At 62.7% G+C, this 25,015-nt stretch carries 19 protein-coding genes; 7 read left to right on the top strand and 12 right to left on the bottom strand.

The window, feature by feature from the left end:
• Positions 1 to 3 precede the first annotated feature (3 nt).
• Together CMV30_RS15880 and hemW are read right to left on the bottom strand one after the other, a co-directional pair.
• The gene (locus CMV30_RS15880; protein WP_096057820.1) at positions 4 to 912 is read right to left on the bottom strand and encodes an SAM hydrolase/SAM-dependent halogenase family protein; all 909 of its coding nucleotides are present in this window, start codon (positions 910 to 912) and stop codon (positions 4 to 6) included.
• A 5-nt stretch (positions 913 to 917) separates the two neighbouring features.
• Positions 918 to 2,096: a radical SAM family heme chaperone HemW gene (gene hemW / locus CMV30_RS15875; protein WP_096056936.1), complete on the bottom strand. Its 1,179-nt coding sequence runs from the start codon at positions 2,094 to 2,096 to the stop codon at positions 918 to 920.
• A 57-nt stretch (positions 2,097 to 2,153) separates the two neighbouring features.
• Between hemW and CMV30_RS15870 the strand changes: the two genes are divergently transcribed.
• Positions 2,154 to 3,143, top strand: a complete 990-nt coding sequence (locus CMV30_RS15870) for an IPT/TIG domain-containing protein (RefSeq protein WP_096057819.1) — start codon at positions 2,154 to 2,156, stop codon at positions 3,141 to 3,143.
• A gap of 125 nt (positions 3,144 to 3,268) precedes the next feature.
• Here CMV30_RS15870 and CMV30_RS15865 read toward each other — a convergent pair whose 3' ends face one another.
• Positions 3,269 to 4,576 carry an RsmB/NOP family class I SAM-dependent RNA methyltransferase gene (locus CMV30_RS15865; protein ID WP_096057818.1) on the bottom strand — a complete coding sequence of 436 codons (1,308 nt, stop codon included), beginning with the start codon at positions 4,574 to 4,576 and terminating at the stop codon, positions 3,269 to 3,271.
• 152 nt (positions 4,577 to 4,728) lie between these two features.
• Here CMV30_RS15865 and CMV30_RS15860 point away from each other — a divergent pair, with 152 nt between their 5' ends.
• From CMV30_RS15860 to CMV30_RS15845, 4 genes are all read left to right on the top strand, one after another.
• Positions 4,729 to 6,567 carry a GreA/GreB family elongation factor gene (locus tag CMV30_RS15860; protein ID WP_096056935.1) on the top strand — a complete coding sequence of 613 codons (1,839 nt, stop codon included), beginning with the start codon at positions 4,729 to 4,731 and terminating at the stop codon, positions 6,565 to 6,567.
• Between the two features lie 110 nt (positions 6,568 to 6,677).
• Complete coding sequence (locus CMV30_RS15855; RefSeq protein ID WP_096056934.1) at positions 6,678 to 7,310, top strand: LysE/ArgO family amino acid transporter; 633 nt, start codon at positions 6,678 to 6,680, stop codon at positions 7,308 to 7,310.
• Between the two features lie 59 nt (positions 7,311 to 7,369).
• Positions 7,370 to 7,744: a DUF4870 domain-containing protein gene (locus CMV30_RS15850; RefSeq protein WP_245844267.1), complete on the top strand. Its 375-nt coding sequence runs from the start codon at positions 7,370 to 7,372 to the stop codon at positions 7,742 to 7,744.
• A gap of 83 nt (positions 7,745 to 7,827) precedes the next feature.
• Positions 7,828 to 8,760, top strand: a complete 933-nt coding sequence (locus tag CMV30_RS15845) for an ArsR/SmtB family transcription factor (RefSeq protein ID WP_096056932.1) — start codon at positions 7,828 to 7,830, stop codon at positions 8,758 to 8,760.
• A gap of 201 nt (positions 8,761 to 8,961) precedes the next feature.
• On the opposite strand, the gene CMV30_RS15840 is transcribed toward CMV30_RS15845, so the two are convergent.
• The 5 genes from CMV30_RS15840 to serA all read right to left on the bottom strand — a co-directional run bounded on the left by CMV30_RS15840 (position 8,962) and on the right by serA (position 15,108).
• Entirely contained in the window at positions 8,962 to 11,181 is a 2,220-nt protein-coding gene (locus CMV30_RS15840) for an AMP-binding protein (RefSeq protein WP_096056931.1), read from the bottom strand.
• A gap of 37 nt (positions 11,182 to 11,218) precedes the next feature.
• A complete protein-coding gene (locus tag CMV30_RS15835; RefSeq protein ID WP_096056930.1) occupies positions 11,219 to 11,677 on the bottom strand; it encodes a MarR family winged helix-turn-helix transcriptional regulator in 459 nt (152 codons plus the stop codon).
• Positions 11,678 to 11,709: 32 nt separating this feature from the next.
• Positions 11,710 to 12,372 carry a hypothetical protein gene (locus CMV30_RS15830; RefSeq protein WP_096056929.1) on the bottom strand — a complete coding sequence of 221 codons (663 nt, stop codon included), beginning with the start codon at positions 12,370 to 12,372 and terminating at the stop codon, positions 11,710 to 11,712.
• Positions 12,365 to 13,366, bottom strand: coding sequence for an AAA family ATPase (locus CMV30_RS15825; protein ID WP_096057817.1), 1,002 nt, complete (start codon positions 13,364 to 13,366; stop codon positions 12,365 to 12,367). Before CMV30_RS15825 ends, CMV30_RS15830 begins: the two co-directional genes overlap by 8 nt.
• 152 nt (positions 13,367 to 13,518) lie before the next feature.
• Positions 13,519 to 15,108 carry a phosphoglycerate dehydrogenase gene (gene serA / locus CMV30_RS15820; protein WP_096056928.1) on the bottom strand — a complete coding sequence of 530 codons (1,590 nt, stop codon included), beginning with the start codon at positions 15,106 to 15,108 and terminating at the stop codon, positions 13,519 to 13,521.
• 287 nt (positions 15,109 to 15,395) lie between these two features.
• Between serA and CMV30_RS15815 the strand changes: the two genes are divergently transcribed.
• On the top strand, positions 15,396 to 16,694 hold the full coding sequence (locus CMV30_RS15815; RefSeq protein ID WP_096056927.1) for an OpgC family protein: 1,299 nt from the start codon (positions 15,396 to 15,398) through the stop codon (positions 16,692 to 16,694).
• Positions 16,651 to 17,244 carry an HD domain-containing protein gene (locus CMV30_RS15810; RefSeq protein ID WP_096056926.1) on the top strand — a complete coding sequence of 198 codons (594 nt, stop codon included), beginning with the start codon at positions 16,651 to 16,653 and terminating at the stop codon, positions 17,242 to 17,244. Before CMV30_RS15815 ends, CMV30_RS15810 begins: the two co-directional genes overlap by 44 nt.
• Positions 17,245 to 17,252: 8 nt before the next feature.
• Here CMV30_RS15810 and CMV30_RS15805 read toward each other — a convergent pair whose 3' ends face one another.
• From CMV30_RS15805 to tilS, 4 genes are all read right to left on the bottom strand, one after another.
• A complete protein-coding gene (locus CMV30_RS15805; protein WP_096056925.1) occupies positions 17,253 to 20,060 on the bottom strand; it encodes a protein kinase domain-containing protein in 2,808 nt (935 codons plus the stop codon).
• A 209-nt stretch (positions 20,061 to 20,269) separates the two neighbouring features.
• Complete coding sequence (locus tag CMV30_RS15800) at positions 20,270 to 21,205, bottom strand: GDP-L-fucose synthase family protein (RefSeq protein WP_096056924.1); 936 nt, start codon at positions 21,203 to 21,205, stop codon at positions 20,270 to 20,272.
• Between the two features lie 277 nt (positions 21,206 to 21,482).
• Positions 21,483 to 23,501: an ATP-dependent zinc metalloprotease FtsH gene (gene ftsH / locus CMV30_RS15795; protein ID WP_096056923.1), complete on the bottom strand. Its 2,019-nt coding sequence runs from the start codon at positions 23,499 to 23,501 to the stop codon at positions 21,483 to 21,485.
• Positions 23,502 to 23,512: 11 nt separating this feature from the next.
• A complete protein-coding gene (gene tilS / locus CMV30_RS15790) occupies positions 23,513 to 24,961 on the bottom strand; it encodes a tRNA lysidine(34) synthetase TilS (protein WP_096056922.1) in 1,449 nt (482 codons plus the stop codon).
• Positions 24,962 to 25,015 lie beyond the last annotated feature (54 nt).

The following is a 25,015-nucleotide window of genomic DNA, read 5'->3' as shown; positions in this document are numbered from 1 at the left end:
TCCTTAGTTCTTCTTTTTGATTTTCACGCTCCAGGCCGCGCCACTCGCGACTCCGTGCGTCTTCGCAAAGTCGCCCATGTTCAGCGCAAACGCCACATTCAGGAGACTGTTCAGATAAACCAGCGGCTTCTCCTCCGCCACATCGCCAAACGTCTTCACATAGGGCACCTCGCCACTGAAAACGCGCTTTCCATCCTTCGCGATCGTCACCGTGAAAACGTCTCCGAACTTCGGCGACAGCTTCGCGAACGTCCCCTCGTCGATGTTCGTCCACACATTGCCGTACTGAAAATCCAGCGCCGGAATCGTCCCGATCGCCACGCCACCTTCCACCCGCGCTTTCTCATACGGCAGCGTCACCACTGCCGCTTCCAACTCCGGCCCGATCTCCTCAAAGGTCACTACGCCCGCGGCCAGCCGCGCCCCGACAAACGCATAAATGTCCCGCCCGTGAAACGTGTAGCTCCGCTCCGGGCCCGCCCGCCGGTGCCTCGTCTCATCGATTTGTCTCACCGCCTCCACGCCGAGCGATTCCGCCACCAGTGTCCACGAGCCATTGTCCGGCCCTACGAAAAAATGCCCGCTCTTCGTTTTCAACACGACCGACTTCCGCTCCGTCCCCACGCCCGGATCGACGACCGAAACGAACACCGTCCCGCCCGGCCAGAACGCCGCCGTTTGATTCAACCGGTACGCCGCCTCCCAAATATCGTACGGCGTATTCTCATGACTCAGATCGAAGATCGGCAGCCGCGCGCTCACGCCAAAGGCCACCCCGCGCATCGCCGCCACTGCCCCGTCCTTCGTCCCAAAATCCGTCTGCAACACCAGCGCCCGCGTCTCCGCGCGCACCGTCGTCAGACCCGCCGCCCAGACCGCCACCAGCATCAAAATCGTTTTCACGTATTTCATTTCGTTCATCCTCCAGCAGACAGCGCGCCCATCACTTCGCTGCCAACCGCGTCGGCAACTAACCGTCCGCGCAACGTCAGCCGCAGCCGCGCCCCCGTCATCTCCGCCAGCCCTTCGTCCACCAGCCGCCGCGCCAGCCCGCGCATCTCCCGCTCCGCCACCTCCGTCACGCGCCCGCCCCACACATCCAGATCGACGCCTTCATTCATCCGCAGCCCAAAAATCAACGCATCCTCCGCCAGCAACTCCGGCGTCAGCACCGTGCGATCCTCCGTCGCGCGCTCACCGCGCTCCAGCCCCGCCAGCCACTTCTCCAGATCCGCGATATTCGTCCCGCGCCCGCCCGCATACTGCGACGCCCCCGACGGCCCCAGCCCCACCCACGAGTGCATCCGCCAGGTATTCACGTTGTGCCGGCACGCGTGTCCCGGCCTCGCGAAGTTGGAAACCTCATACTGCGCGTAGCCTGCCGCATCGAGTTCCGCCCACGTCCGCTCGTACAGTCGCGCCTCACGCTCCGTGTCCAGCTTCACCTTCCCCTGCGAAAGCTTCACCCACAGCTTCGTGTCCTCCTCGAACGTCAGGCAGTACGTCGAGATATGATCCGGCTTCAGCGCCACGGCCTTCGCCAGATCCGCCAGCCAGTCCACCTCGTCCTGCCCGGGCAGTGCGAACATCAAATCCAGATTCACGCTCTTGAACTCCGCCGCCGCGATCAACTCATGCGCACGATAAACCTGCTCCCGCGTGTGCTGCCGCCCGAGCCCTTCGAGCAACGCCGGTTGAAAACTCTGCACGCCCATCGAGATCCGCGTCACCCCGATTTCCTTCAACGCCTCCAGCCGCGCCTTCGTCACCGAGGCCGGAGCCATCTCCACCGTCCACTCTTCGTGAGCCCCACCGGTCCGCGCATTCACCACCGCACCGAGCCGCCGCATATCATCCGGCGCCAGCAACCCTGGCGTGCCCCCGCCCCAGAACACCGTGGATACAGGCCGGTCCCACTCCACCAGCTCCGCCTCCCGCGCGATTCCAGACATGTACCGGTCCACAGAATCCCCCATCGGTTTCTCCTGATAGAACGCGCAAAAATCACACGTCGTCGCGCAAAACGGCACATGCACGTACAACCCCAGCGGATTCGCCGGACTGTCGCTTAGCGGCGCAGATGTGATTTCGCTCATTGCAATGACGGTAGGATTATGTTGCCTTCCAAACGATTTTTAATCGGAAAAATCTACATGCAAAACACCCGTTTCTCCCAAGCGAGACGATTCGTCCTCGGCCTCGGTATTATCGCCAGCCTCACTCTGGTCGGCTGCAAAACCACCGCAGTGACCAATCTCACTCCGGGTTCGCTGCCCGCCAATCCCTCGCAGATCTATACGATCTCCGCGCGCATCAAGCCAAAGCTCGCCAGCTTTGTCCAAGGCACCGTGCTCCCCAGCATCGTCATCGACGGTCAAAAGTACCGCATGACAAAGAGCAACCTCGGCGAAGACATCTTCGAATTCGACTACCAGCTCGCCGCCGGCCGCACCGAACTCGCATACTACTTCGAGTACACGTATCAGGTTAGCAACAACGGTACCCTCAGCTCCCGCGAGGATTACACCCAGGTCCAGCGCGCTACCATCGTCGGCCGCTACGTCCTCTCCCTCGAAGTCAACCGCGGCCCGGTCGGCGCCAAGGTCAGCATCCTCGGCCGCGGCTTCACCCCCGCCGATGTCGTTTACTTCGACAACGCTCCCGTGCGCACCGTCTTCGAGTCAGCCAATTCCATCAGCTTCTACGTCCCCTCAGTCGATGCGAACCGCAACTACAAGGTCTCCATCGGCGGCAATCTCGGCCAGTCCCCCGCCGGCACCTTCCGCGTCGACGGCGTTGGCGGCGTCTCCGAAGGCCTGAACAACACCTTCAGCCCCTCTCCCTCCGTGGCCGCCACCAACGCTACCGGCGGCACCCTCCTCGTTAATCCGACCGCCCTTTCCCTCAAGAAGGGCCAAAAGGTTAATCTCACCTTCACCACGCCTGTCACCGCCTCCGCAGGCGGCCTGCTCATCGACATCACCACCGATGTCCCGGAGAGCGTGATCATGCCGGAGGTCATCGTCCCCGCTGGCAGCAACACCGTCACGATCAGCATCGAAGCCGGCCGCCCCGGCACCGGCAGCCTCTTCGCCAAAGGCCCCGGCGTTAAGGAACTCGTGATTCCCGTCAAAGTTCAGTGAGCGCTCAGCTGGCGCTCTAAAAACTCTCCTGCTTTCCCAAGCCGGTGCGATTATCGCACCGGCTTTTTTGTGCCCGCTCATTCCGCTGGAGGAACGACCTCCGTGTCGTCCGCTCCAATCCGACCTCACCCTTTCCGCCGCAGCAAAAACGCCGCCGCTCCGTCGTGCCCCGTCTCCCACGGCCGTGACACCGTCGATTTCTCCAGCGAGAATCCGCGCCCACCCGCGCTCTTCAAAAACGCGTCCACCACTTCCACGTTCTCGTCTTCATCCAGACTGCACGTGCTGTAAACGATCCGCCCGCCCGCCTCGACCAGCTGCGCTGCCGCCGTGAGCAACCCGAGCTGCTGCCTCGCGTGCTTCGCATAGTCCCCCACCTGCAAACGCCACTTCACGTCTGCCCGGTGGCGCATCACGCCCGTGTTCGTGCAAGGCACATCTATCAACACCGCCGCATACGCCTTCGGCAGTCCCTGCGCTTCAAAAATTTTCGCACCGTCCACGCCAATATCGCCCTGCACCAGCGCCGTCTCCACGCCGCTGATGCGCGCGAGATTCTCCTTCAACCGCTCCACGCGTGTCGTCGGCAGATCCACCGCCACCACCCGCCCCGAGCCCAGCGTATCCGCGATCGCCAGACTCTTTCCGCCCGGCGCCGCGCACATATCCAGCACCGATTCGCCCGCTTTCGGCGCGAGCAACTCCACCGCCAGCCGTGTCGCCGGATCTTGCAGGTAAATCACTCCCGCCGCCAGCGCCGCCTCGACGAGAGCCCAGTTCCCCGACTTCACTTCATAAAAACCCGCCCACGCCGTTGGCGTCAGCCACTTCAACTCGTCCTCGCTCGGCGCACGATCCCGGTTCCGCCAGCGTGCATACACCGGCGCAGGCTTCTGGTTCCATTCCAGCAACGCCCGCGTCGCGTCCGCACCATACTGCGCGATCCACCGCTTCACCATCCAGTCAGGATGCGAAAAATACTCCGCCAGCTGCGCCGCGCTCGCCTCTTTCGGAGGCACGGGCTCACTCGCCAGTCCCGCCGCCAGCTTGCGCACCACCGCATTGACCAGCCGTGCCTCCGACGGACTCGCCAGCAACTTCGTCTGCTCCACCGCATGATGCCCCACGCGCGCCGCGTGCCCCTCGGTACCGCCTTCGATCAATTCAAAACCTGCCACCAACAAAATCCCCTGCACGCGCGGCCGCGGCAGCAGCGTGATCAACTGCTTCAGATGCGCCTCGATCCGCCCGCGATGCCGCACCGCACCGAGCAATAAATTTTGGCAACGCCCCCGATCCACGCCCGTCACCGTGCGCGGCATCGTGTCCAGCAGCGCGTCCACGCGTTCCCCCTTCTCCACCCAACGCGCTACCAGGCGGGCCGCGTGTGACCACGGCGTTAAGCGGGCTTCGCTAGTTGTCGGAGGATTCATCGCGCCAAGCTCCGCACCGCGCCTCTCTTGGCAAGACCGAAGCCCTCGCACCGCATCTTCTCTTAACCAGATTTCTCCTCGGGAAAGCGCTGGTTGACATCCCCCACCCCACTCCCCTCAACTGAACAATTCAGAACCGCCACATCACCTTTATGAATTCGGAAGCTGTCTCTGCGCTCATCGCCAAAAACCCGACGCTCAAGCCGTCAAAATCCAAGTTGGAGGCCATGGCTCCCGGTAGCTATGTCGTCCACCGCAGCTGGGGTTTCGGCCAGATCAAATCCTACGACGATTCCGCTCTGAAGCTCATCATCGATTTCCAGACGAAGAAAAACCACCCCATGGACCCCGCCTTCTGCGTCGGCACCATGGAAGTCCTCCCGGCCAAACATCTTCTGGTCCGTAAACAGACCGACACCGCCAAGATCAACGACCTGATCGCCAACAATCCCGCTCAACTCGTCGTCGAAGCCCTCGGCGGTTACGACAACCACGCCACCACCGCCATCGACCTCGAGATCACCCTCGCCCAAGTCATCGGCGAAGAGAAATTCAAAAAGTGGTGGTCCGCCGCCAAAAAGGCCATCGCCAAGGACCCGCGCATCGCCGTCCCCGCCAAGAAGACCGAGTGCTACGTACTCCGCGAGACCCCCGTCTCCGCCGAGGACGAAATCATCGAACAATTTAAGAACACCCGCTCCGCCCGCCGCCGCATCGCGCTCGCCGAGCAGCTCATCGGCACCTTCGACTCCAAAGAAGTCCAGGCCCATCTCCAGGACATCCTCACCGGCCTCGCCGAAGCGGTGAAAGACTCCAACCAGATCGACGCCGCTGAGCGCCTTGTCGGCGCCTCCATCCGCGACGACCTCGCTAAAGCTGTCGGCGTCGATGTCGCCACGCTCGAGCCGTCTCAAGCATCCTTGATCGCCAACGTCCGAGACCTTCCCGCCATCGCGGAAAAGATCCCTGTCCAATTCCAAAGCCGCTTCCTCGAACTCGTCAAAGAGACGCACCCCGTCGAAGCCCGCGACATCGCCTTCACCCTCCTCAAGACCAGCCAGGGCAAGTTCACCACCGAGTGCATCAACTTCCTCGTTGAAAACGGCCACTCCGACGAACTCGCCGCCTCGCTCAAGCGCTGGCAGATCGAGCAAAATCTTCGCGCACCGGTGCTCCTCTGGATCATCAAGAACCGCCACTCGAAAAAGTTCGCGAAACTCCTCAACGATCTCATCACCCCGCGCCTCCTCAGCTCGATCTTCTTCGCGATCGATTACGAAGCGCTCCAGGCCTCCAACGCCCGCCGCATCCCGCTCGCCGAAATCCTCAGCGACGATGCCGACCTGATCAGCGACCTCCTCTCCACCGCCGATCCCGAGACCGCCCGCGATCTCGCGAACGCCCTCCTCCTCAATCAAGGCTTCGAAGAACTCACCAAAAAATCGCTCCTCGCCCGCTTCATCAAAATCTTCCCGTCCATCCAGACGCTCGTCGCCTCCGAGGCCGACAGCAAAGAAGAGAAGCTCCTCGTCTCCCGCGAGAGCTACGAGCGCAAACGCGAAGAGTACGAGATCATCAAATCCAAGAAGATCCCGGAGAACTCCAAAGCCATCGCAACCGCTCGCGAGCACGGCGATTTGAAGGAAAACTCCGAGTACAAGATGGCCAAGCAGGACCAGCAGGTTCTCGCCGCGCAAAAGTCCCTCCTCGAAAAAGAACTCGGCCGCGCCCGCATCACCGACTTCAAAGAAGCCGCCGCCGACCAGGTCAGCGTGGGCAGCATCGTCGACGTCAAAGTCGGCGGTAAGACCACCAAGTACACCATCCTCGGCGCTTGGGACAGCGTGCCCGACAAGAACATCATCTCCTACAAAACCCCGCTCGGCCTCGCCCTTCTCTCCAAGAAAGTCGGCGAAACCGTGAAGGTGAAGATCGGTACCTCCGAAGAGAGCTACACGATCACCGGCCTCACCCGCTACGTGGACGCCTAAGCGATCAGCAGGCGCTCACCACGAGCCCATGCGTTCCCTCCTTCCAAGGCCAGCGGTCACCCCGCTGGCCTTTTTCATGCCCGCTACTCGCACCCCACCCGCGCCCAGCCATGACTGAACACCTCCTCAAAGGCGTCGTCATGGGCTTCGCCGTCGCCGCCCCCGTCGGCCCCATCGCTTTGCTCATCCTGCGTCGCACCCTCGCCGAAGGCCGTCTCGCGGGCTTCGTCTCCGGCCTCGGTGCCGCCACGGCGGATACACTCTGCGCCGCCCTCGCCTCGCTCGCGCTCTCCGCCGTCACTGCCCTGCTCACCGCGCATCACGACCTCGTGCAGCTGCTCGGCGGCGTGTTCATGCTCGCCCTCGGCCTGCACACCTGGCGCTCGGCCCCACCCGCCTGCGCCGTCTCCCGCCCGCTGCACGAGCGCAATCTCTTCACCGCGTTCCTGACCACCTGCCTGCTCACCCTCGCCAATCCCCTCACCCTGCTCGGCATCACCGGCGTCATCGCCGCCGCCGGCCTCTCGCCCGGCGACACCCGCCACGGTCAGGAAACAATTTCCCTCATCCTCGGCGTCTTGTGCGGCTCCTCCACCTGGTGGCTGATCCTGTGCCTCTGCGCCGGCTGGCTCGGCCGCAAACTCGGCCCGCAAACCCTGCGCACCCTGAACCATCTCGCCGCCGCCCTCATCCTCGGCTTCGGCCTCTGGCAACTCGCCGACCTCGCCCGCCACTGGCTCTGACGCGACTCCTGCTAGCCCACCGCTTGACCCCCGCCAGCGCCGTCTTCATGCCTTGCTTCATGGATACTGCCACACCTCCTTCCGTTCCGGGTGCTCCAGCACCCGCCGCTCGTACTTGGGAAATGCTCGCCCACCTTTCCGCCCTCGCCGGCTTACTCGTCCCGCTCGGATCTTTTCTCGGGCCCTTCATCATCTGGCAGATCAAGAAAAACGAATTCCCCTCCGTCGAAGCCCACGCCAAAGCCTCGCTCAATTTCCAGCTCTCCTGCCTTATCTACGCCGTCATCTCAGCGATTTTCATCATTGTGGGGATCGGCATTCTTTTTCTGATGGCCGTCGGTATCTTCAGTCTCGTCTGTGTCATCATCGCCACCATCAAAGCCAACAACGGCGAACCCTGGAAATACCCGCTCTCGCTCACGTTGATCAAATAACTTGATCCGCTCGTTTTCCCTGCGGCGAAAGTCCTCCGGCTTTCGCCGCTCTTTTTATCCACCGTCCAACCACCCGCCCCGCTTTGAACGCCTCCTGGGACACTCTTAAAATTCTCTCCGACCCGACGCGCGTCCGCCTGCTCGCACTGCTTCTGGCCGAAGAGCTCTCCGTCGCCGAGCTCCAGGAAATCCTCGGCATGGCCCAGTCCCGCATCTCCTCGCAGCTCGCGCTCCTCCGACAAGCCGACCTCGTCTCCGACCGCCGCGACGGGAAAAAAGCCTTCTACTCCATCCGCGCCCAAAACGACCCGCGCCAGCTCGGCCTCGTCCGCTCCGCCTGCGAAGCCGTCCACGACATGCCCGAGCTCGTCGAGGACCGCTCCAATCTCGACCGCATCCTCGCCCGCCGCCGCCAGCAATCCGAAGCCTACTTCAATCTCATCGCCGGCAAGCTCGGCAAAAACTACTGCCCCGGTCGCTCCTGGGAAGCCATCGGCCACCTCGCCCTCCGCCTCACGCCCGCCATCACCATTGCCGACCTCGGCGCCGGCGAAGGCCTCATCTCTCAACTCCTCGCCCGCCGCGCCGCGCGCGTCTGGTGTATCGATAATTCCCCTCGCATGATCGAGGTCGGCACCGAGCTCGCCGCCAAAAACGGCCTCGCCAATCTCACCTACAAGCTCGGCGACATCGAGTCCGTCCCCCTGCCCGACGCCTCCGTCGATCTCGCCATCCTCAGCCAGGCCCTCCACCACGCGCAGCACCCGCAAAAAGCCGTCGCCGAGGCCCACCGCATTCTCAAACCCGGCGGTCAGATCCTCATCCTCGACCTCAAAGCCCACACCTTCGAAAAAGCCCGCGAGCTCTACGCCGACGTCTGGCTCGGCTTCAAAGAAAGCGAACTCCACGCCTTCCTCCAAAAAGCCGGCTTCCAACAACTCGACGTCACCACCGCCGCCAAGGAAACCACCGAGCCCCATTTCGAAACCCTCTTGGCGAGCGGCACCAAGGCCTGACGCCCGTAGCGGCAAACGGTCCTCACAGGGAGACGCCAATTGACCGCCGCTCAACCCCATCGCGATCACCGCGCTCACAGCCTTCAGCTCGCTCGTTGAGCGTTCAGCGTTAAACGTTAAGAGTTAAGCGTTCGCAGTCCGCCACTGGCCATCGGCATGGATGTTGGGCGTTCGATGGTGGATATCTCCTCCCGCCCCGCCTCACGCCTCCATCGCCGCCTGCCTGCACCCCTTCAGATCGACCTTGCCCGTCCCCAGCATCGGAATCGCTTCCACGCGCTTGATCGTCTTCGGAATCCACAGCGCCGCCAGCCCCGCAGCCTGCAACTTCTCGCGCAACTGCTCCAGCGTGACGTCCTGCGTCGTCAGCAACACCAGCGCCTCGCCCTTCGCCGCATCCGGCACGCCGACCACCACCGCCTGAATCTCCGCCGAGTCCCAATCGAACGCCGACGCGATCGCATTCTCCACCGTCCCATGCGGCACCATCTCGCCGCCGATCTTCGAAAACCGCGACAGCCGACCCTCGATAAACAAAAACCCGTCCTCATCGAAACGCGCCAGATCGCCCGTCACGAACCAGCCGTCGCGAAACGCCGCCGCCGTCTTCTCCGCGTCCTTCAGATAGCCGCCAAAAACATTCGGCCCGCGAAACAACAACATCCCCGTCTCCGTCTGCGGCTTCTCCGCAAACGTATCGGGATCGACAATGCGCGCCGTCACACCCGGCATCATGCGCCCGACCGAGCCCAATCGCTTCCCATCCTGATGCGAGCCCGTCTCCGTGATCACCGGCGGATGATGCTGGTTCACATTCGCCACCGGCGTCGTCTCCGTCAGCCCGTAACCCTGCATGATCTCGATGTGGAAACGCTCGGTAAACGCGTCGTACAGATCGCGCGGCATCTTCTCCGCGCCCGACACCAGCAACTCCAGCGACCGCAGCTCCCACGTCTCCGCCCGCTTCAAGATTGGCCGTAGAAATGTCGGCGCACCGATCATCACTGTCACGCCCTCGTCCCGGATAGCATCCACGATCTTCCGTGTATCGAGCGGACTCGGCACCGTCACCAGATGACACCCGCGCAGCAGCGGATACCACAACGTCACCGTGAATCCGAAGCTGTGAAACACCGGCAGACACCCCATCAAAATCGCCGTGTTCGGCAGAATCGAGAGCGACGAGATCTGCCAGCAGTTCGCCAGAATGTTCCGATGCGAAAGCACCACGCCCTTCGGATCGCCCGAACTCCCGCTCGTGAACAACAACCCCGCCTCCTCGTTGTCTCCCTTGCTCGGAATACCCAGCAGCACCGGCACCAGCTGATTCGGCAGCACCCACGCCGCGATCGTCCAGAGCAGCACGGAAACCTTGCCCGCCGCCAGAATCTCTTTGCGCAGATCGAGCGACTTCTCCGGCCAAGGAAACGCCGGCAGCTTCACCTTCACCACGTCAGCCGTCAGCACCGTATCGATTTCTGCGGCACGCAGACTCGACTCGATGGCCGCCTTGCCCGCCGTGAAATTCAAATTCACCGGCACCTTCCCCGCGCACACCACCGCCACGTTCGCGATGAAAGCCCCCGCCCCCGGCGGCAGCACGATGCCCACACGTTTGCCTGGCACCGTTTTCCTCAGCCGTCGCGACAACGCCGCCGCCGCACCCAGCAACTTGCCCGCAGACACCTCGCGCCGCTCCGACGTCCGGTCGATCACTTGAGTTGACCACGGCCGCTTCGCCAGCGACCGCACCACCTCGCGCCCCAGATGCCGCTTGAGTACCGGCCGCTCCATGAACGCCTCGTAACCGAGATCGAGCAGATCCCTCCGCACCCGCGCCGCCGTCGCTTCCGCCGCCGGGATCGCCTCGCCGAAACTCACGCACACCGGCGTCGGCATCACGCGCGGCGCCTTGAAAAGATACTTGTTGCCCGAAAACGAAAACACCGAGCCCCACAATCCATCATGCGCCACCGGCACCACCGGCACTCCCGCCTTCTTCGCCATGAGTTCGAACCCACGCTTGATCTGCATCAACTGTCCCGTCCGCGAAATTTCTCCCTCGGGAAAAAGGCACACCGCCTCCCCCGCCTCCAGCAACCGCACAATCCGCCGCGTGCTCTCCACCGCGCTCCGCGGAGAAATCGGAATAGTCCCGCTCCACTTAAAAACCAGGTTCATAAACCAGTTTTCCTTCAGCCCCGCATAGCCGACAAAATGCAGCCGACGCGGACATGCCAGCTGCAGCACCACCGGATCCGCGTACGAAAGATGATTCGCCAGCAGCAACATCCCGCCCGTCTCCGGCACCCGCTCCGCCCCACGCACCTGCACACGGTACAGCAGACGGGCGATAAAAACGGCAACAAGCTCAACAAGGCGCGGCAGGTACGAGTACCGCCTGAAAACAGGGGATTCCATGTGGATAAAAGGTTATGCAAAAATCCGTGCGTTCACTTCAAAGTATTTTCCTGTCTGCTCCGCCCCGCCAGTTGACCGACGCTTTTTCCAAGCACTGCAAAAGCTCTATGCCCGCCTTCATCTGCGCCGCCCCCAGCCCGCGCGTCACCGCCGCCACGCTGTCTTCGTACTTCGGCCGCACCTTTGCCCACAACTTCCGCCCCGCCGCCGTCAGCGAGATCCGGTAAACCCGCCGGTCCGCCGGATCATCCGCCCGCTTCACCCACCCGGCTTTTTCCATCCGGTCGAGCAACCCCGTCACATTCGACCGATCAACCACCAGCACATCGCTCAACTCCCGCTGGCTCATCGCCTCATCCCGCGCCGCCAGCACGTTCAGCACATTATACTGCGCCCCGGTCAGTCCGTGCGGACGAAACAGCCGGTGACTCTCGCGCATAAGCGCATCTGCCGTGGCCATGACAGCTGCAATCAGATCGGGACCGGTCGAAGACATGACCAGTTGTTCTGCTGTCGATGATTGATATGTCAACGATTCATTTGCCGCCACTCACGCAAATCCTTCGCCAGCGAGGCAAACCCCGGGAAATCGTTCTCCAGCCTCCGCGTGTCCTTCCGATGCCGCGCCACTTCCTCCAGCGCGCACCGCGTCTCATGCGCCAGGCTCGGTCTGTCCGTCCCATACACCCGCCACTTCAACTCCCCGCGCGTGTACGGCATCACGCCGCTCTCCTGCCCTCGCGTCCACACCGCCTCCGTCACCCGCTCGTCGCGCCCGCACAAGTACCACGCCTCGACCGCTGGCACAGCCACACCCACCGCCCGCAAAATGCGGTCGCGCCCTCTCGCCGCTGGCAGCTTCTTCACCGTCTGCCGATAGACCCCACGCAACTGGCAGATGCGGCAATGCGGATGATAATACCCCGGCGCATCATGCTCGGGTGTGTGAACCAGCGAATCATCTGAATCCACCACCACCACGATCCCGTCCGCGTCCGTATTGAAATGCAGATGCCGGATCACCGCCGGCAGCACCTGCGCGACAGAAGGCCAGCCCCGTGCCCGCAAGGTCGGCGTCACCCACGTGACGCGCTCGCGCAGCACCGCTTCCACCAAAACCTTCAGCGCAGCCTCATCCGCCGGCGACTCACTGATGATCGCGAGTTTCAACCCCGCACGCACGTCAGTCATTTTTCTCCTCCGGCACACCGCCCAGAATCCCCGTGAACCACATGTCGCCGAGCGTCCCTTCTTCCAGCAGCTCCTTCAAATCCCCCCGCTCCGCCAGCCGCGAAAATGTCGCCGCCGCCCCGATCTTCTCCGAGATGACGATCTCCTCCGGATGATCGCGAAACAGATCCAGCAGGTACGGCGAATGCGTCGTCGCAATCACCTGCACGGGCTCGCGCTTCAGCCCAAACCCTGCCGGATGACTCAGTCGGTAAAGCACATCGCGCACATCCCGCAGCAGCCGTGGATGAAACCCGCGATCGATTTCTTCAATACACACGACAGACGGCGGCGTCGCATCGAACGCCAGTGCCAGCATCGTCAGCAGATAAAGCGTCCCCTGCGAAACATTGTCCGCCGGGATGCGCTCCCCGCCTTCGCGCAACACCAGCACGAACCCGACCATCCCGTCCTTCCCCGTCTCGCAGTCGATCGCCGCGTACTCCGGCAAAATCCGCATCAGCTCCGCGCTCAACGCCGCAAAATCCTCCGGATGATTCTTCCGCAATGTCGCCAGCACCGCCGCGAGATTCCCACCCGTCGTCGTTAACTCCGCGCCCTCCCGCGCCGCCGACCGCGCCGCGATCGCGTGATGATCGAACACATAACTCCGCATCCCCTGCAGCCGCGTGCGCAGCTCCGGCCAATCCTTCCCGACCGGATCAACCTGCAACAAATCGCACTGCGTGTCCGACACGCACCCGATCACCGCCTCCGACGCCTCATACGGCGGCGTAAACTGAAACGTCACCTCGGGCCCATCGTGAATATCCCGCTCCGCTTCCGGCACCGGCTCGCGCAGCGGCAGCTTCGACAGCGACCGCAACCGCATCAGCGCATCGATGAGACTCGTTTTCCCCGAGCCATTCGGCCCGATCACAAGATTGAAAGGCGCCAGCTCAAGATGAGCATTACGCAGCGCCTTGAAATTCCGGAAAGCGACGGAGGCGATCACGCCGCAAACCGTCAGACGCTCCCGCTGGTGTGGCAATCAGAGAGTAGTCAGTTATCAACGAGTGAGCGCACTCGTCTCGCCACCCGCCTCCAATTCTCAACAAAAAAACCCGCGCCTCTCAGCGCGGGTTTTGTCTTAAAAAGAAATCAGCCTCAGAGCTGCACGAACTTCGCGAACTTGATTGCCGCGTTCGCCTTGATCGCCGCGCGGGCCTTCTCGCTCGGCTCGTGATCGACGCGCACCACCATGTAGGCCGTGCCGCCCGGCGTCAGCCGCGAGAGCGACATGTCCGCGATGTTCACGCCATCCTGACCGAGCAGCGTGCCAACCGCTCCGACCATGCCGGGTTGGTCGTTGTTCTCGAGAACAAGCAGCGAACCTTCAGCCGCCACTTCCACTTCGCGGCCATTGATGCCGACGATACGCGGCGAATTCGATTTGCCGATCAGCGTGCCGCTCGCGCTGTTCACGCTGCCGTCGCCACCCGTCGCTTCGACTTCGATGAGATCGGTGTAGTCACCCGCATCGCTCAGTTTCACGACTTCGAACTGCACGCCGAGACGCTGCATAAAGGTCGGTGCATTCACCGCATTCACGCTGTCGCCGCTGATGCGGCGGAGATAACCGCGCTGAAGCGCGCGCGTGATCGCGTTCACGTCGAGTTCGGCGACTTTGCCCTGATACGTGACACGGAGCTTCGCAATTTGCTTCGGAGCGATCTGCTGCACGAGCGTGCCGAGCTTCGCTGCGAGATCGAGATAAGGCGCGATCACCTTCGCGGCCGCTGCGTCCATCGACGGGAGATTGACCGCGTTGCGCACCGCGCCGTGTACGAGCACATCGGCGATCTGCTCGGCAATCTCGATGCCCACCGTCTCCTGCGCCTCGGTGGTGGACGCGGCGATGTGGGGAGTGAGCACGATGTTCGGCGCGGAACGAAGCTCGCTGTCCTTGGGAAGCGGCTCGGTCTCGTAAACATCGAGACCTGCAGCGCCGACCTGGCCACTCTTGAGGGCTGCAACTAAAGCCTTCTCGTTGACGATGCCACCGCGGGCGCAGTTGACGATGCGGACGCCCTTCTTGCACTTCGCGAGCGCAGCCTCGTCGATCATGTTGTTGGTCTCGTCGGTCAGCGGCATGTGGACCGTGATGTAGTCAGAACCGGCCAGAAGCGCGTCGAGCGAGACGGACTCGACCTGCATGGCGGCGGCGCGGGCGGGCGTGAGATAGGGATCGTAAGCGAGGACCTTCATGCCGAAAGCCTGAGCGCGCTTGGCGACCTCGCTGCCGATGCGACCGAGGCCGATGATCCCGATATTCTTCCGGAGAAGTTCGACGCCGCTGAGCGTCTTGCGATCCCAGTTGCCAGCCTTCATCGATGCGGCGCCCTGCGCGATCGGGCGGGCGCAGCAGAGGATATGCGTGAACGTGAGTTCAGCGGTCGAGATCGTGTTACCACCAGGGGTGTTCATCACGACGACACCGCGTTCCGTGGCGGCCTCGACATCGACATTGTCCACGCCGACACCGGCGCGACCGACAACCTTCAGCAAAGGCGCAGCGGCGAAAACTTCCGCCGTGATCTTGGTCTCCGAGCGCACCGCGATCGCGTGAACGTCTTTGACCAACTCCAGAACTTGGGCCGGAGAAGAGCCGTAAGCCTCGATGACTTCAAAACCTGGCTGCTGGCGCAGGTATTCGACTCCCTTGGGCGAGATCTTATCGGCGACTAGGATTTTCATGGGAAAAGGAGCGAAGAGCGAACAACCCGCCCGCACATGGAGCAAGGAAAAGGTTGCCCCGCCGCAAACCCATCCCGTCGGCCAAAAACTTTCCCGAAAATCGCAAGAAACGCGCCCCCGCCACAGCGCGATTTGCACCTCGAAAATACCGCCCGCTCCAGCCTGCGCATGAAAATTTTCTACCCAATGTCTCGTAATCTCCTGCCTGACGGCGAAGTCCGAAATCCACAGCCCAGTTTCCCCATCCGCACACTTTTCCCGGCACGACTCCGGCCAATAAGACTGCGATGCCGAACCGCCACGCCTCCCTCGTCCCGTCCTCTCTCACCCAGATCGCATCGCGCGCAAAATCCGTCGCCGCCTCCGCTCCACGCCACACCCACATCGACACCCTCCGCGGCCTGCTCCTCGTGCTCATGGCGGTGAACCACATCCCGAGTGATCTCCACGCCGTCACCGATCACCCCTTCGGCTTCATGAGTGCCGCCGAGGGCTTCGTATTCATGGCAGGCTTGATGGCTGGCTACGTGTACACCCGCAAATGGCTGCGCGGAAACTTCCGCGAACTCTTCCACGCCTGCACGAGTCGCACCGTCACTATATACCGCTGGCACGCGCTCGCCCTGATCCTCGTTTTCTCCGGCCTCGTCTCCATCGGCTACCTCACCGGCACTCTCCCACTCAACACACCAGCCGCGACACTCGATCTTCCCGCACTCTCTTTCGTGAGCGCGCTGCTGCTCATCCACCAACCCACGCTCTTCGACGTCCTCCCGATGTACTGCGTGCTCCTGCTCGCCACGCCTTGGCTCCTGCGCATCTGCGCGCGCCCCGGCGGTTATACGCGCCTGATCTGCGGGAGCCTCTCACTCTGGGCCGCCGCCAATATTTTCTGCCCGCAAACGCCCTTCGAGTACGGCGTCATCAACACCGGTGCCTTTAACCTCGCCGCCTGGCAGCTCCTCTACGTCACCGCTCTCGCCTTCGGCCACCGTTGGGCCACACGACAGCAAACTCACTCTCCCAACAACTCCGCTCACCCGCAACACCTGCTCGCCCGCCCATCCACCGCAGTCCTACTAGGCCTCTCCGCCATCGCTGCCCTGCTCTTCTGCGTCCGCCACGGTTTCATCCCCTCCGGCCTGTCCGAGACCTCACTCGCCGCCGTCACCAACAAAAACAACCTCGCCCCGATCCGCCTCCTGGATACCGCGCTGATCATCTACCTCAGCTACCAACTCATCTCCCGCCACCCCCGCGCCTTTTCTTGGCGCCCGCTCGCGTGGATCGGCCGCGCCTCGCTCCCCGTTTTCTCCATCCACATCCTCGCCGCCTACGCGATCCACGCCTTCCCCCAGACTTTCGCCGAAACCTCCTCCGGTCGCTGGCTCGGCACCGCGCTCATGCTCGCCACGCTCATGGCCACCGCTGCCATTCATTCCGCCCGCGACCGCCACAGGCTTCCCGCTTCCCCGCCACTCGAGCGCCCCGCACCCGCACTCCAAACTCGCCACCCCCGCGCCCGCCGACACATCGTCCGCCATGAACCTCGACCGCCTCTCCCGGCAGATTCGTTTCATCGCTGAAGTGGACAAGCTGAAGGAAATTTTCCGCCAGACTCTCTGCACGCAAAGCCGCCGTCAGGAAAACGACGCCGAGCACTCCTGGCACCTCGCCCTCCTCGTCATCGTTCTCGCCGAGCACAGCAATCACCAGCCACTCGATGTCCTCCGCGTCTTGAAAATGGTCATCATCCACGACCTCGTCGAAATCGATGCCGGCGACACCTTCGCCTACGACACCGTCCGTATGGCCGATCAACACGAGCGCGAAGCCCGCGCCGCCGACCGCATCTTCGGCCTCCTCCCCGACGATCAGCGCGACGAGTTCCGCGCGCTCTGGGACGAGTTCGAAGAACGTGCCACCCCTGAATCGCGCTTCGCCGCCGCCGTGGATCGCTTCCAACCCATGCTCCTCAACTGCCTCACCGAGGGCGCTGCCTGGCGCAACCACGGCGTCACCAGCGACCGCGTCATCGCTCGCAACCAGCACATCGCTGAAGGCTCCACGCCACTTTGGGCCTACGCCGCCCGCATGATCGACGACGCCGTCGCCGCAGGCTCACTCGCCCAATAAAACTCCACTCACGGAGTCGCCACCGGCCGCTCGGCCCGCGCGGGCTCAGCCGCAGGCGACGGCCTGGCGGCAGACTCATCCGCCCACATTTCCAGGCTCAGCTCCGGCGGCTCGCCGAGATAGAGGATCTTGCGCCGGTTAAGCTCATGCCACGAGCGATCAGTCGCGGGCAGTTGCTCCAGCTTGAAAATCCGTCGCTCCAGAAGCATCCGCCGCTTCACATCGTAGAGCATCACTCCCGGCTCGTCGCTCGTCGCCACCGGAATCGCAATCACCCCCTGAGCCGTCTGCGGCGCATACGGAGCGAGCAACTTTTGACCGTCGATCAACGCCGTCGCCACCTGCTCGGGCGTGGGTTTCGCGTATCCGCGAACCGGTAACGCCGGAGCCTCGTCCGGCTCCTCGAAATTCCAGCTCACATAGACGGAGCGCGGATCGCTGAAAAATTGTTCCTCTGACGTAAGTACTGTCTTGGGTTTCCCCACCGGCCGCGCCGGATCGCCCGCCACGCCCGGCAGTTGATTCGCCAACTCGGAGCCCTCCGGGGCCGTCTCCGCCTGCGGCATGTGCGACCATCCAGTCCAGCCAAGCGCCCCAACCGCGAGCAGCCAGCCCAGGCCCGAGCCCAGCCAGCCTGCGCGCAACTCCGATGGTGCGCGCACCGCCTCAGGCGCCGGATCGAGCGCCAGACCGACTATCTCGCGATTGATCGAGGCGAGTTCCGCCGCGACCATCCCCGGCTTGCGCACCGGATCGCCCGGCAGCGCCGCCTCCGCCTCTTTCGCGCAGCGATCCGCTCGCGAACGCATCGTCCAGATCTCCTGCGGATCATGAGCGTACCGCCGCACACACCCGCGCTGCGAAGCGCACACCAGCACCCTCAACCCAAACAACACCAGCGCGAGCGCCACGCCCACGACCAGACCCAGCGGCGGCGGAGCCAGTACAGCGACTATAGCCGCCAGCCCGGCCCACACACCGATCACCCACGGCCAGCGCAGGAAAACCAGCGGCCCGGTCTGCATGAGCTGCCCCAGCCTCAACCAGAATAATTTCGCCGCCAGCCGCTCCCCGCGCTCGCGCAGCACCATGTACCGCTCCCGGCTCCAATCCAGATGCGTCACGAATCCCGTGCGCTCCGGATCGCCCGCCGCAAACACGAGCAGGATCAGCTCGCGATGCTTCGCCTTCGGTGCCTTGAAAATCGCCTCCAGCTGCGGATCGCGTGAGAGCGCGAAACGCTTCTTCAATTCCTCGCGATGCCTCACCAGCTCCGTCTCACCTTCGAGCACACTGGATAACAACCGCGCCACCGCAGCCGGATCGCTCACCGTGAGCCACTCGTTTTTCTCGGCGGTCGCCATCGTCTCCGTCGTGCTCGTACCGACCACCGTCAACAACCGCGCAGTCTCAGGATCGCGCGCAGCAATCAACTGCACGAACGGCGGCGCGATCAACGCACGCACCAGCGCCAGCCCCTCGGCCAGCGGCTCCGATTTGAGCAACGCGCGCAACAGCGCCGAGTCCACCCGCTTTCCCCGCAAGAGCAGCGGCTCGCGCTCGCCACCGATCTGGAGCCACGACGCGGCCGCGATCACCGTGCGTACCACCTCGACCGGACACTCGCGCCAGGCCGGCAGCTGCACGAAATCGCGCAGCGCATCGAGCTGCTCGCGCACACCGCTCAGTTCCTGTTCCCGGGAGGCAAACGCGATGAAACTCGCAGGGTTTTTGACATCGAAAAGTTGATCCACGCCCGCCGCCCAATGCTCCTCGGTCCGGAAAAACGCCGCAGCCTCCGCCACCGTGAACGCGCGATCCCGCCACACAAAAAGCCGGTCGTTGCGCGTCAGCTCATATCGATCCGGCAGCGTCTCGCGCTTCAGCCAGCACTGCACTTCGCGCCAGCCCCAGCGCCCATCGCGGCAGCTCGATAACAACCCGCGCAGCAGACTCGCCAGATCGTCGCTGATCGGCGGCATCTTCTCCACCGCGCCCGCCTTCGGTCCCGCTGAGTCGCGCTCCAGCAAAAGCTCCTCCGCCCTGGCCCGGAGTTCGTGGGTCATCTTCGAGACATCACGGTCCAGCACGAGCCCGAGCACCGGCTGGCCAATCACCAGTTCCTGCATGATGCGCCCGAGCGACCACCAATCCCACGCGCGCAAGCCCGCCCCCGCGCGATGTTTCGTGAGGCCCGCCGCCTCGGGCGGAGCGTAGAGCGGATTCACCGGCAACGGGATCAGCCCCGATTGGTCATAGAGCGTCGCTGTGTCGAGACCGCCGATTAACACCTTCAATCCCGCATCCGCCGCGACCAGATGAATGGTATCGAGATTCAAGTTACAGTGGACGACGCCCACCAGGTGCATCGCCTGCACCGCCGCCGCCAGCTGCTTCACCAGCGCTTCCACATCGTCCAGACTCGCCTGATGCGTGTTGGCCCACTCGCGCATCGTCGTCGCCGGCGGCACCTGCGTCGTCTCGAACCGGAAACCGTTTTCCTCCACCGCATCGAACACCTCGATCAGCCCGGGGTATTTCCCGTTCTGCAATTTCGACCACGCCTCCGCGCGCGCTGCCCGGCCTTCGTCGATCGGGCGCACAAAGATGCACACATCTTCCAGCGCCCCCACGTTGACCGCATGAAACGCCCAGCCTGCATCGCAGTGGATCGCGTCACCTATCTGATAGGCATGCCACCGCTGGCCGGATGCGATGGGCGATCCGGAAGTCGGGCTGGCTGGGCTGGCCTCGGCCGAATCGACCGGAACACTAGGAGGAGCCAGCCCCCCGCTGTCGTCGGTTTCAGGGAGCATGGACGGGGAGAGATCGTGACAATTTTCTAACACCTTTTAACGGCTCCAACTCCTCGCTTCTTGAGGACAAAAGCTACGGCCCAAAGACCTCCGCATCCAGAGGCTCCCAACCCGCAAGCCCGCCTCCGGCCACGAAAAAACGCAGCCAGGTGAGAAACACCTCAGCTGCGTTGGGGAAACCGTCCGCCCGGATTCCACCGGGCCTGCGTTTACGTGCGCAAAGTCCCCGCCGCCTGCTCGGCTAGGAAAGACGCATACGTTTTCTCGATGCCCTCGCGCAGACTGATCCGCGCTTTCCATCCCAGCCCGGCCAGCCGCGAGACGTCCATGAGCTTGCGCGGCGTACCATCGGGTTTCGATGCATCCCATGTGATGCGCCCCTTGAATCCGACCGCCAGCGCCACCGTTTCGGTGAGCTCTTTGATGGTCACGTCGGTGCCCGTGCCCATGTTCACCCAGTCGGGCGGGTTATCGAGTTTAAGCACAAACGCACACGCATCGGCCAGATCGTCCACATGGAGAAACTCGCGCATCGGCTTCCCCGTGCCCCACGCCACAACCTCAGGCAGTCCAGCAAGCTTCGCCTCGTGAAAACGACGGATGAGCGCGGGAAGCACGTGCGAGTTTTGCGCGTGGTAGTTGTCTCCCGGTCCGTAAAGATTGGTCGGCATACCGGAGTGAAAAAGCACGCCGTACTGTTTGCGGTAGTATTGGCAGAGCTTGAGACCGGTGATCTTGGCGATCGCGTAAGCCTCGTTGGTCGGCTCCAGCGTGCTGGTGAGCAGGCAATCCTCAGGCATCGGCTGCGGCGCGTGCTTCGGGTAAATGCAGGAGCTGCCGAGAAACAGGAAACGCTTCACTCCGTTGCGGTACGCGCTGTGGACCGTGTTGGCCGCGACGATCAGGTTATCGTAGATGAAGTCGCCCGGGTAAGTATTGTTGGCATGAATTCCACCGACCTTGGCCGCAGCCATGATGACGACATCGGGTTTCTCAGCGGCGTAAAACGCCTCGACCGCCGCCTGCGACGTCAGATCGAGCTCGCGACGCGTACGTAGCAGCAGCGTGACGCCTGCTTCACGTTGAAAGCGTCGTACCAGCGCGCCCCCAACCATTCCGTTATGGCCTGCGATAAATAGTTTCATGATTAAAAAAGGAAATCGCCGCACACCGTGTAATGAGAGCGAAGCCCAAGTGGCCAGACACGGTAATGAGAGGCTTTATGCGGACCAAAACTTAGGTGGGTAACTAAACACGGCGCAAGCACCGCCATATTCTCGGCGGTATTTGCGTGATTACCCGAGCCTCCACTCCGGGAGTCCCCCGTCGCCGACAGACACGCGTCTTGTCTTTGGATAAAAAAAGGCGCGGGAAAAATCCCGCGCCGTGAAAGCCAGTGTATGAATAAACGCGTTAACCGGCTTAGGCTGGATTCGGTGCTGGAGTCTGCCCGCCAAGATCGTGGTTCTCTAATTTTTCCGATGACTTTTTATCAGCCGTTTTTCCGGAAACCGCCTTCGCAGACATCACCTCGCGGATGATCGGGGAGACGATCTCACCCTGCTTCACGATTTCCATGACGTGCTTGCCTTCGATCGTCTCGTGCTCGATCAGCGCCTGGGCGATCTTATCGAGAGCGCTCCGATGCTCGGTGATAATCTGCTGCGCGCGGCGATACTGGCCGTTGATGATTTCCGAGACAGCCGCATCCACCCGGCGCGCCGTGTCTTCGCTGATGTGCTGCGAACGCGTGATATCACGGCCAAGGAAAACCGTGTCCTGGTTTTCACCCATCGCGATCGGCCCGATATCGCTCATGCCGTAATCGCAAACCATCGCACGGGCGATCTTGGTCGCCTGCTTGATGTCACCATAAGCGCCATTGGTGAAATCACCCGTGACAAGTTCTTCAGCGATGCGCCCGCCCATCGCCATCGCGACTTGGTCGAGCAGCTTTTTCTTACCACGCGAAAGGATGTCCTTGCTGGGGATGAACGTCGTGCTGCCCAAGCTCTGTCCACGCGGGATGATCGTCACCTTGTGAACCGGCATAGTGCCGTCATCGAGCACCGCCTGCACAACCGCGTGACCAGCCTCGTGCCAGGCCGTCATCTTCTTCTCGTTGTCATCCATCACGCGGCGGCGCTCGCGGCCAAAGAGCACCTTGTCGCGTGCATCTTCGATATCGATCATCTCCACCTTCTTCTTGTTGCGACGCGCAGCCAGCAAAGCGCCTTCATTGAGCAAATTCGCCAGCTCTGCGCCCGAAAGCCCGGGCGTGCCGCGCGCAACCACACTGAGATCGACCTCATCCGAAAGGGAAATCTTGCGGGCATGAACGCGCAGGATCTGTTCGCGACCCACGATGTCAGGCAGATCCACATAAACCTGGCGGTCAAAGCGGCCCGGACGCAGCAACGCATTATCGAGCACATCGGGGCGATTCGTCGCCGCGATGATGATCACGCCGTCGTTCGTGTCGAAACCGTCCATCTCCACCAGCAACGAGTTCAGCGTCTGCTCGCGTTCATCGTTACCGCCGCCGAGACCCGCACCGCGCTGGCGTCCGACCGCGTCGATTTCGTCGATGAAGATCAAGCACGGCGCGCTCTTGCGGCCCTGCTCGAACATGTCGCGCACGCGGCTCGCACCGACGCCGACAAACATCTCCACAAAGTCCGATCCGCTAATCGAGAAAAACGGCACGTCCGCTTCGCCCGCGACGGCTTTAGCCAGCAGCGTTTTGCCCGTACCTGGAGGCCCGACCATCAAAATACCTTTCGGGATCTTGCCGCCCATCTTCGTGAACTTCTTCGGCTCCTTCAGAAACTCGACGACTTCGCCGACCTCTTCCTTGGCCTCATCACAACCGGCGACATCCGCGAACGTGATCTTGTCGCGATCACGCGTGAGCAGTTTCGCGCGGCTCTTGCCGAAGCTGAGCGCGCCACGACCCGCATTCCGCAGCTGGCGCACAAACAGGAAATACAACAAACCGATGATCAAAATAAAGGGGATGAGCTGCGACGCCAAAGCCGCGATCCAGCTAGACTGCTGCTTCTCATCGAACACCGTCGATGCCTGCAGCTTTTCGTAACTTGCCTCAGTGAGACGCCCTGAAGCGACGAACTTCGCAGTCTTCCCACCTGCCGTACCGTCAGGAAAAAGCTCAGAAGTCGCCTCACCGTTGATCACATACTGGTCCCGCGCGCCGGACTGCTCGGGCCGGATCACGCCACTCTTGATCTTGTTTTCAGAGGAAAGCTGCACGACCTCGTGGATCTTGATCACCGCCGGCGCGCTCGCGCGACCAGGCAGGAAATACAGGGCCATGACGGCTGCGGCTATCGAAAGCCAGATAAGCAGCACCTTCGGCTGAAAACGTTCAGGCGGCAGGCTCTTCAAAGGGCGGCGTTTCTTTTCGTTTTTGAGGTCAGACATTCGGGTAAAGACTAGAGGCGGACCGTGCAGGTTCCAGTTTCATAAGTCAAATGAAGGCCTGTTACAGAATCACTGGTTGTTTTCGATTCTTCCGCAGGCGGAAATCCCGGAACCCACAGGATTCTACCATCCTCGCCGATAACCACCGGTAACTGCCCGCGCCGAGCTGCCGGAATCTTACGATTCACAAACAAGTCCTGCAACGCCGCCGACCCCGGCGCCCCCAGTGGTCGATACCGATCCCCCGTCCTCCACGGCCTCACGCAAAATGCAGCAGGCTCCTCTGCAAGAAACGCTTCACGCGCCATATCGACCTGCCCCGCAAAAATCCGCCTGCGCAATTCAGCCGTAAACGCCACCACCCTCATCGTCAGTACCCCGCCATCGGGCAGAAATAAAACCGTCCCCACGCTCAGCCGCGCTTCCGTCCAGCCACCTCTGCCCACTCCACCCTTCTCCATATAACGCAGTATACCCGCTCCGATCTCCACGACTCCTTCGCCCGCACTCGTCCGCCCCGAACCTCGCGCGCACAACGCCAGCACCTCTTCAAACCCCGCGCGCCCCAGTGCCGCCAGCGGCCGCCAGCGCCTCAACGCCCGCCGCCAAAGCGCCCGAGGCTTCCCCTCCAGTGCCCGCACATCCAGCGCATCGCCGTCGTATCCGCCTTCCGGTAACAACTCCGCCAGCCACACATTCAGCGCCGCATCATCTTCATCGAGCAACTCCCGCGTCAGCGCCGCTCCGCCCAGCGCATCGTTCCCTGCCGCCGCCCGCCAGGGCGGCATCACGTCCCGCCGGACTCGGTTCCGAAAAAAATCCCCCACCGCATTGCTAGCATCCTCGCGCCAGGTCACGCCCGCTTTCTGCAACGCCGCTACGATCTCCGCCTTCCTCAGCGTCAGCAACGGCCGCAGAAGAATCCGCCCATCCGCCCGCGTCTGCACCGGTCTCGGCGCCGCCAGCCCCGCCGATCCGCTACCGCGCGCGATCCGCATCAACAACGTCTCCGCCACATCGTCCTTCTGATGCCCCGTCCAAAGCACACGCGATCCCACCGCTTCCATCTCCGTTTCGAAAAACGCCAGCCGTGCCTCCCGCGCCTCCGCCTCGCTCGCACCCGCCTTCGCGTCACTCCACTCCCCTATGTGAAACTCCACGCCCATCTCGCCACACACTTCCGCGCAAAAAACCGCATCCGCCTCGCTCTCCGCCCCACGCAACCGGTGATTAAAATGCAGCACGCACAACTCGCTCCGTCGCTCCGGCCACAGCGTCCAGACCGTGAGCAACAACGCCAGCGAATCCGCCCCGCCCGAAAACGCCACGCACCACTTGCCCTCAGACTTCCCGCCTGCTTCTGCAAGCATCCGGTCCGCCTGCGCAATCGCCGCCGGATGCAGCCGCTCCCGCGCAAACAACGGCGGGAGATTTCCCCAATGAGTCGGCAAGATCGGCATGACGCGGCGCTTTCCTCTTAACTCGAAAAACGCCGCATCCCCGTCATCGCACCG

This window comes from Nibricoccus aquaticus (assembly GCF_002310495.1).
GTDB lineage: Bacteria > Verrucomicrobiota > Verrucomicrobiia > Opitutales > Opitutaceae > Nibricoccus > Nibricoccus aquaticus.
This window is presented reverse-complemented; position numbering and strand designations above follow the sequence as displayed.

What these genes read in the sequence shown, in the direction of transcription:
- ftsH (WP_096056923.1), bottom strand. Translation starts at nt 23,501, where the DNA reads ATGTCTGACCTCAAAAACGAAAAGAAACGCCGCCCTTTGAAGAGCCTG.
- tilS (WP_096056922.1), bottom strand. Translation starts at nt 24,961, where the DNA reads ATGCCGATCTTGCCGACTCATTGGGGAAATCTCCCGCCGTTGTTTGCG.
- CMV30_RS15830 (WP_096056929.1), bottom strand. Translation starts at nt 12,372, where the DNA reads ATGACTGACGTGCGTGCGGGGTTGAAACTCGCGATCATCAGTGAGTCG.
- CMV30_RS15860 (WP_096056935.1), top strand. Translation starts at nt 4,729, where the DNA reads ATGAATTCGGAAGCTGTCTCTGCGCTCATCGCCAAAAACCCGACGCTC.
- serA (WP_096056928.1), bottom strand. Translation starts at nt 15,108, where the DNA reads ATGAAAATCCTAGTCGCCGATAAGATCTCGCCCAAGGGAGTCGAATAC.
- CMV30_RS15880 (WP_096057820.1), bottom strand. Translation starts at nt 912, where the DNA reads ATGAAATACGTGAAAACGATTTTGATGCTGGTGGCGGTCTGGGCGGCG.
- CMV30_RS15840 (WP_096056931.1), bottom strand. Translation starts at nt 11,181, where the DNA reads ATGGAATCCCCTGTTTTCAGGCGGTACTCGTACCTGCCGCGCCTTGTT.
- CMV30_RS15800 (WP_096056924.1), bottom strand. Translation starts at nt 21,205, where the DNA reads ATGAAACTATTTATCGCAGGCCATAACGGAATGGTTGGGGGCGCGCTG.
- CMV30_RS15815 (WP_096056927.1), top strand. Translation starts at nt 15,396, where the DNA reads ATGCCGAACCGCCACGCCTCCCTCGTCCCGTCCTCTCTCACCCAGATC.
- CMV30_RS15865 (WP_096057818.1), bottom strand. Translation starts at nt 4,576, where the DNA reads ATGAATCCTCCGACAACTAGCGAAGCCCGCTTAACGCCGTGGTCACAC.
- CMV30_RS15850 (WP_245844267.1), top strand. Translation starts at nt 7,370, where the DNA reads ATGGATACTGCCACACCTCCTTCCGTTCCGGGTGCTCCAGCACCCGCC.
- CMV30_RS15835 (WP_096056930.1), bottom strand. Translation starts at nt 11,677, where the DNA reads ATGTCTTCGACCGGTCCCGATCTGATTGCAGCTGTCATGGCCACGGCA.
- CMV30_RS15810 (WP_096056926.1), top strand. Translation starts at nt 16,651, where the DNA reads ATGAACCTCGACCGCCTCTCCCGGCAGATTCGTTTCATCGCTGAAGTG.
- CMV30_RS15855 (WP_096056934.1), top strand. Translation starts at nt 6,678, where the DNA reads ATGACTGAACACCTCCTCAAAGGCGTCGTCATGGGCTTCGCCGTCGCC.
- hemW (WP_096056936.1), bottom strand. Translation starts at nt 2,096, where the DNA reads ATGAGCGAAATCACATCTGCGCCGCTAAGCGACAGTCCGGCGAATCCG.
- CMV30_RS15870 (WP_096057819.1), top strand. Translation starts at nt 2,154, where the DNA reads ATGCAAAACACCCGTTTCTCCCAAGCGAGACGATTCGTCCTCGGCCTC.
- CMV30_RS15805 (WP_096056925.1), bottom strand. Translation starts at nt 20,060, where the DNA reads ATGCTCCCTGAAACCGACGACAGCGGGGGGCTGGCTCCTCCTAGTGTT.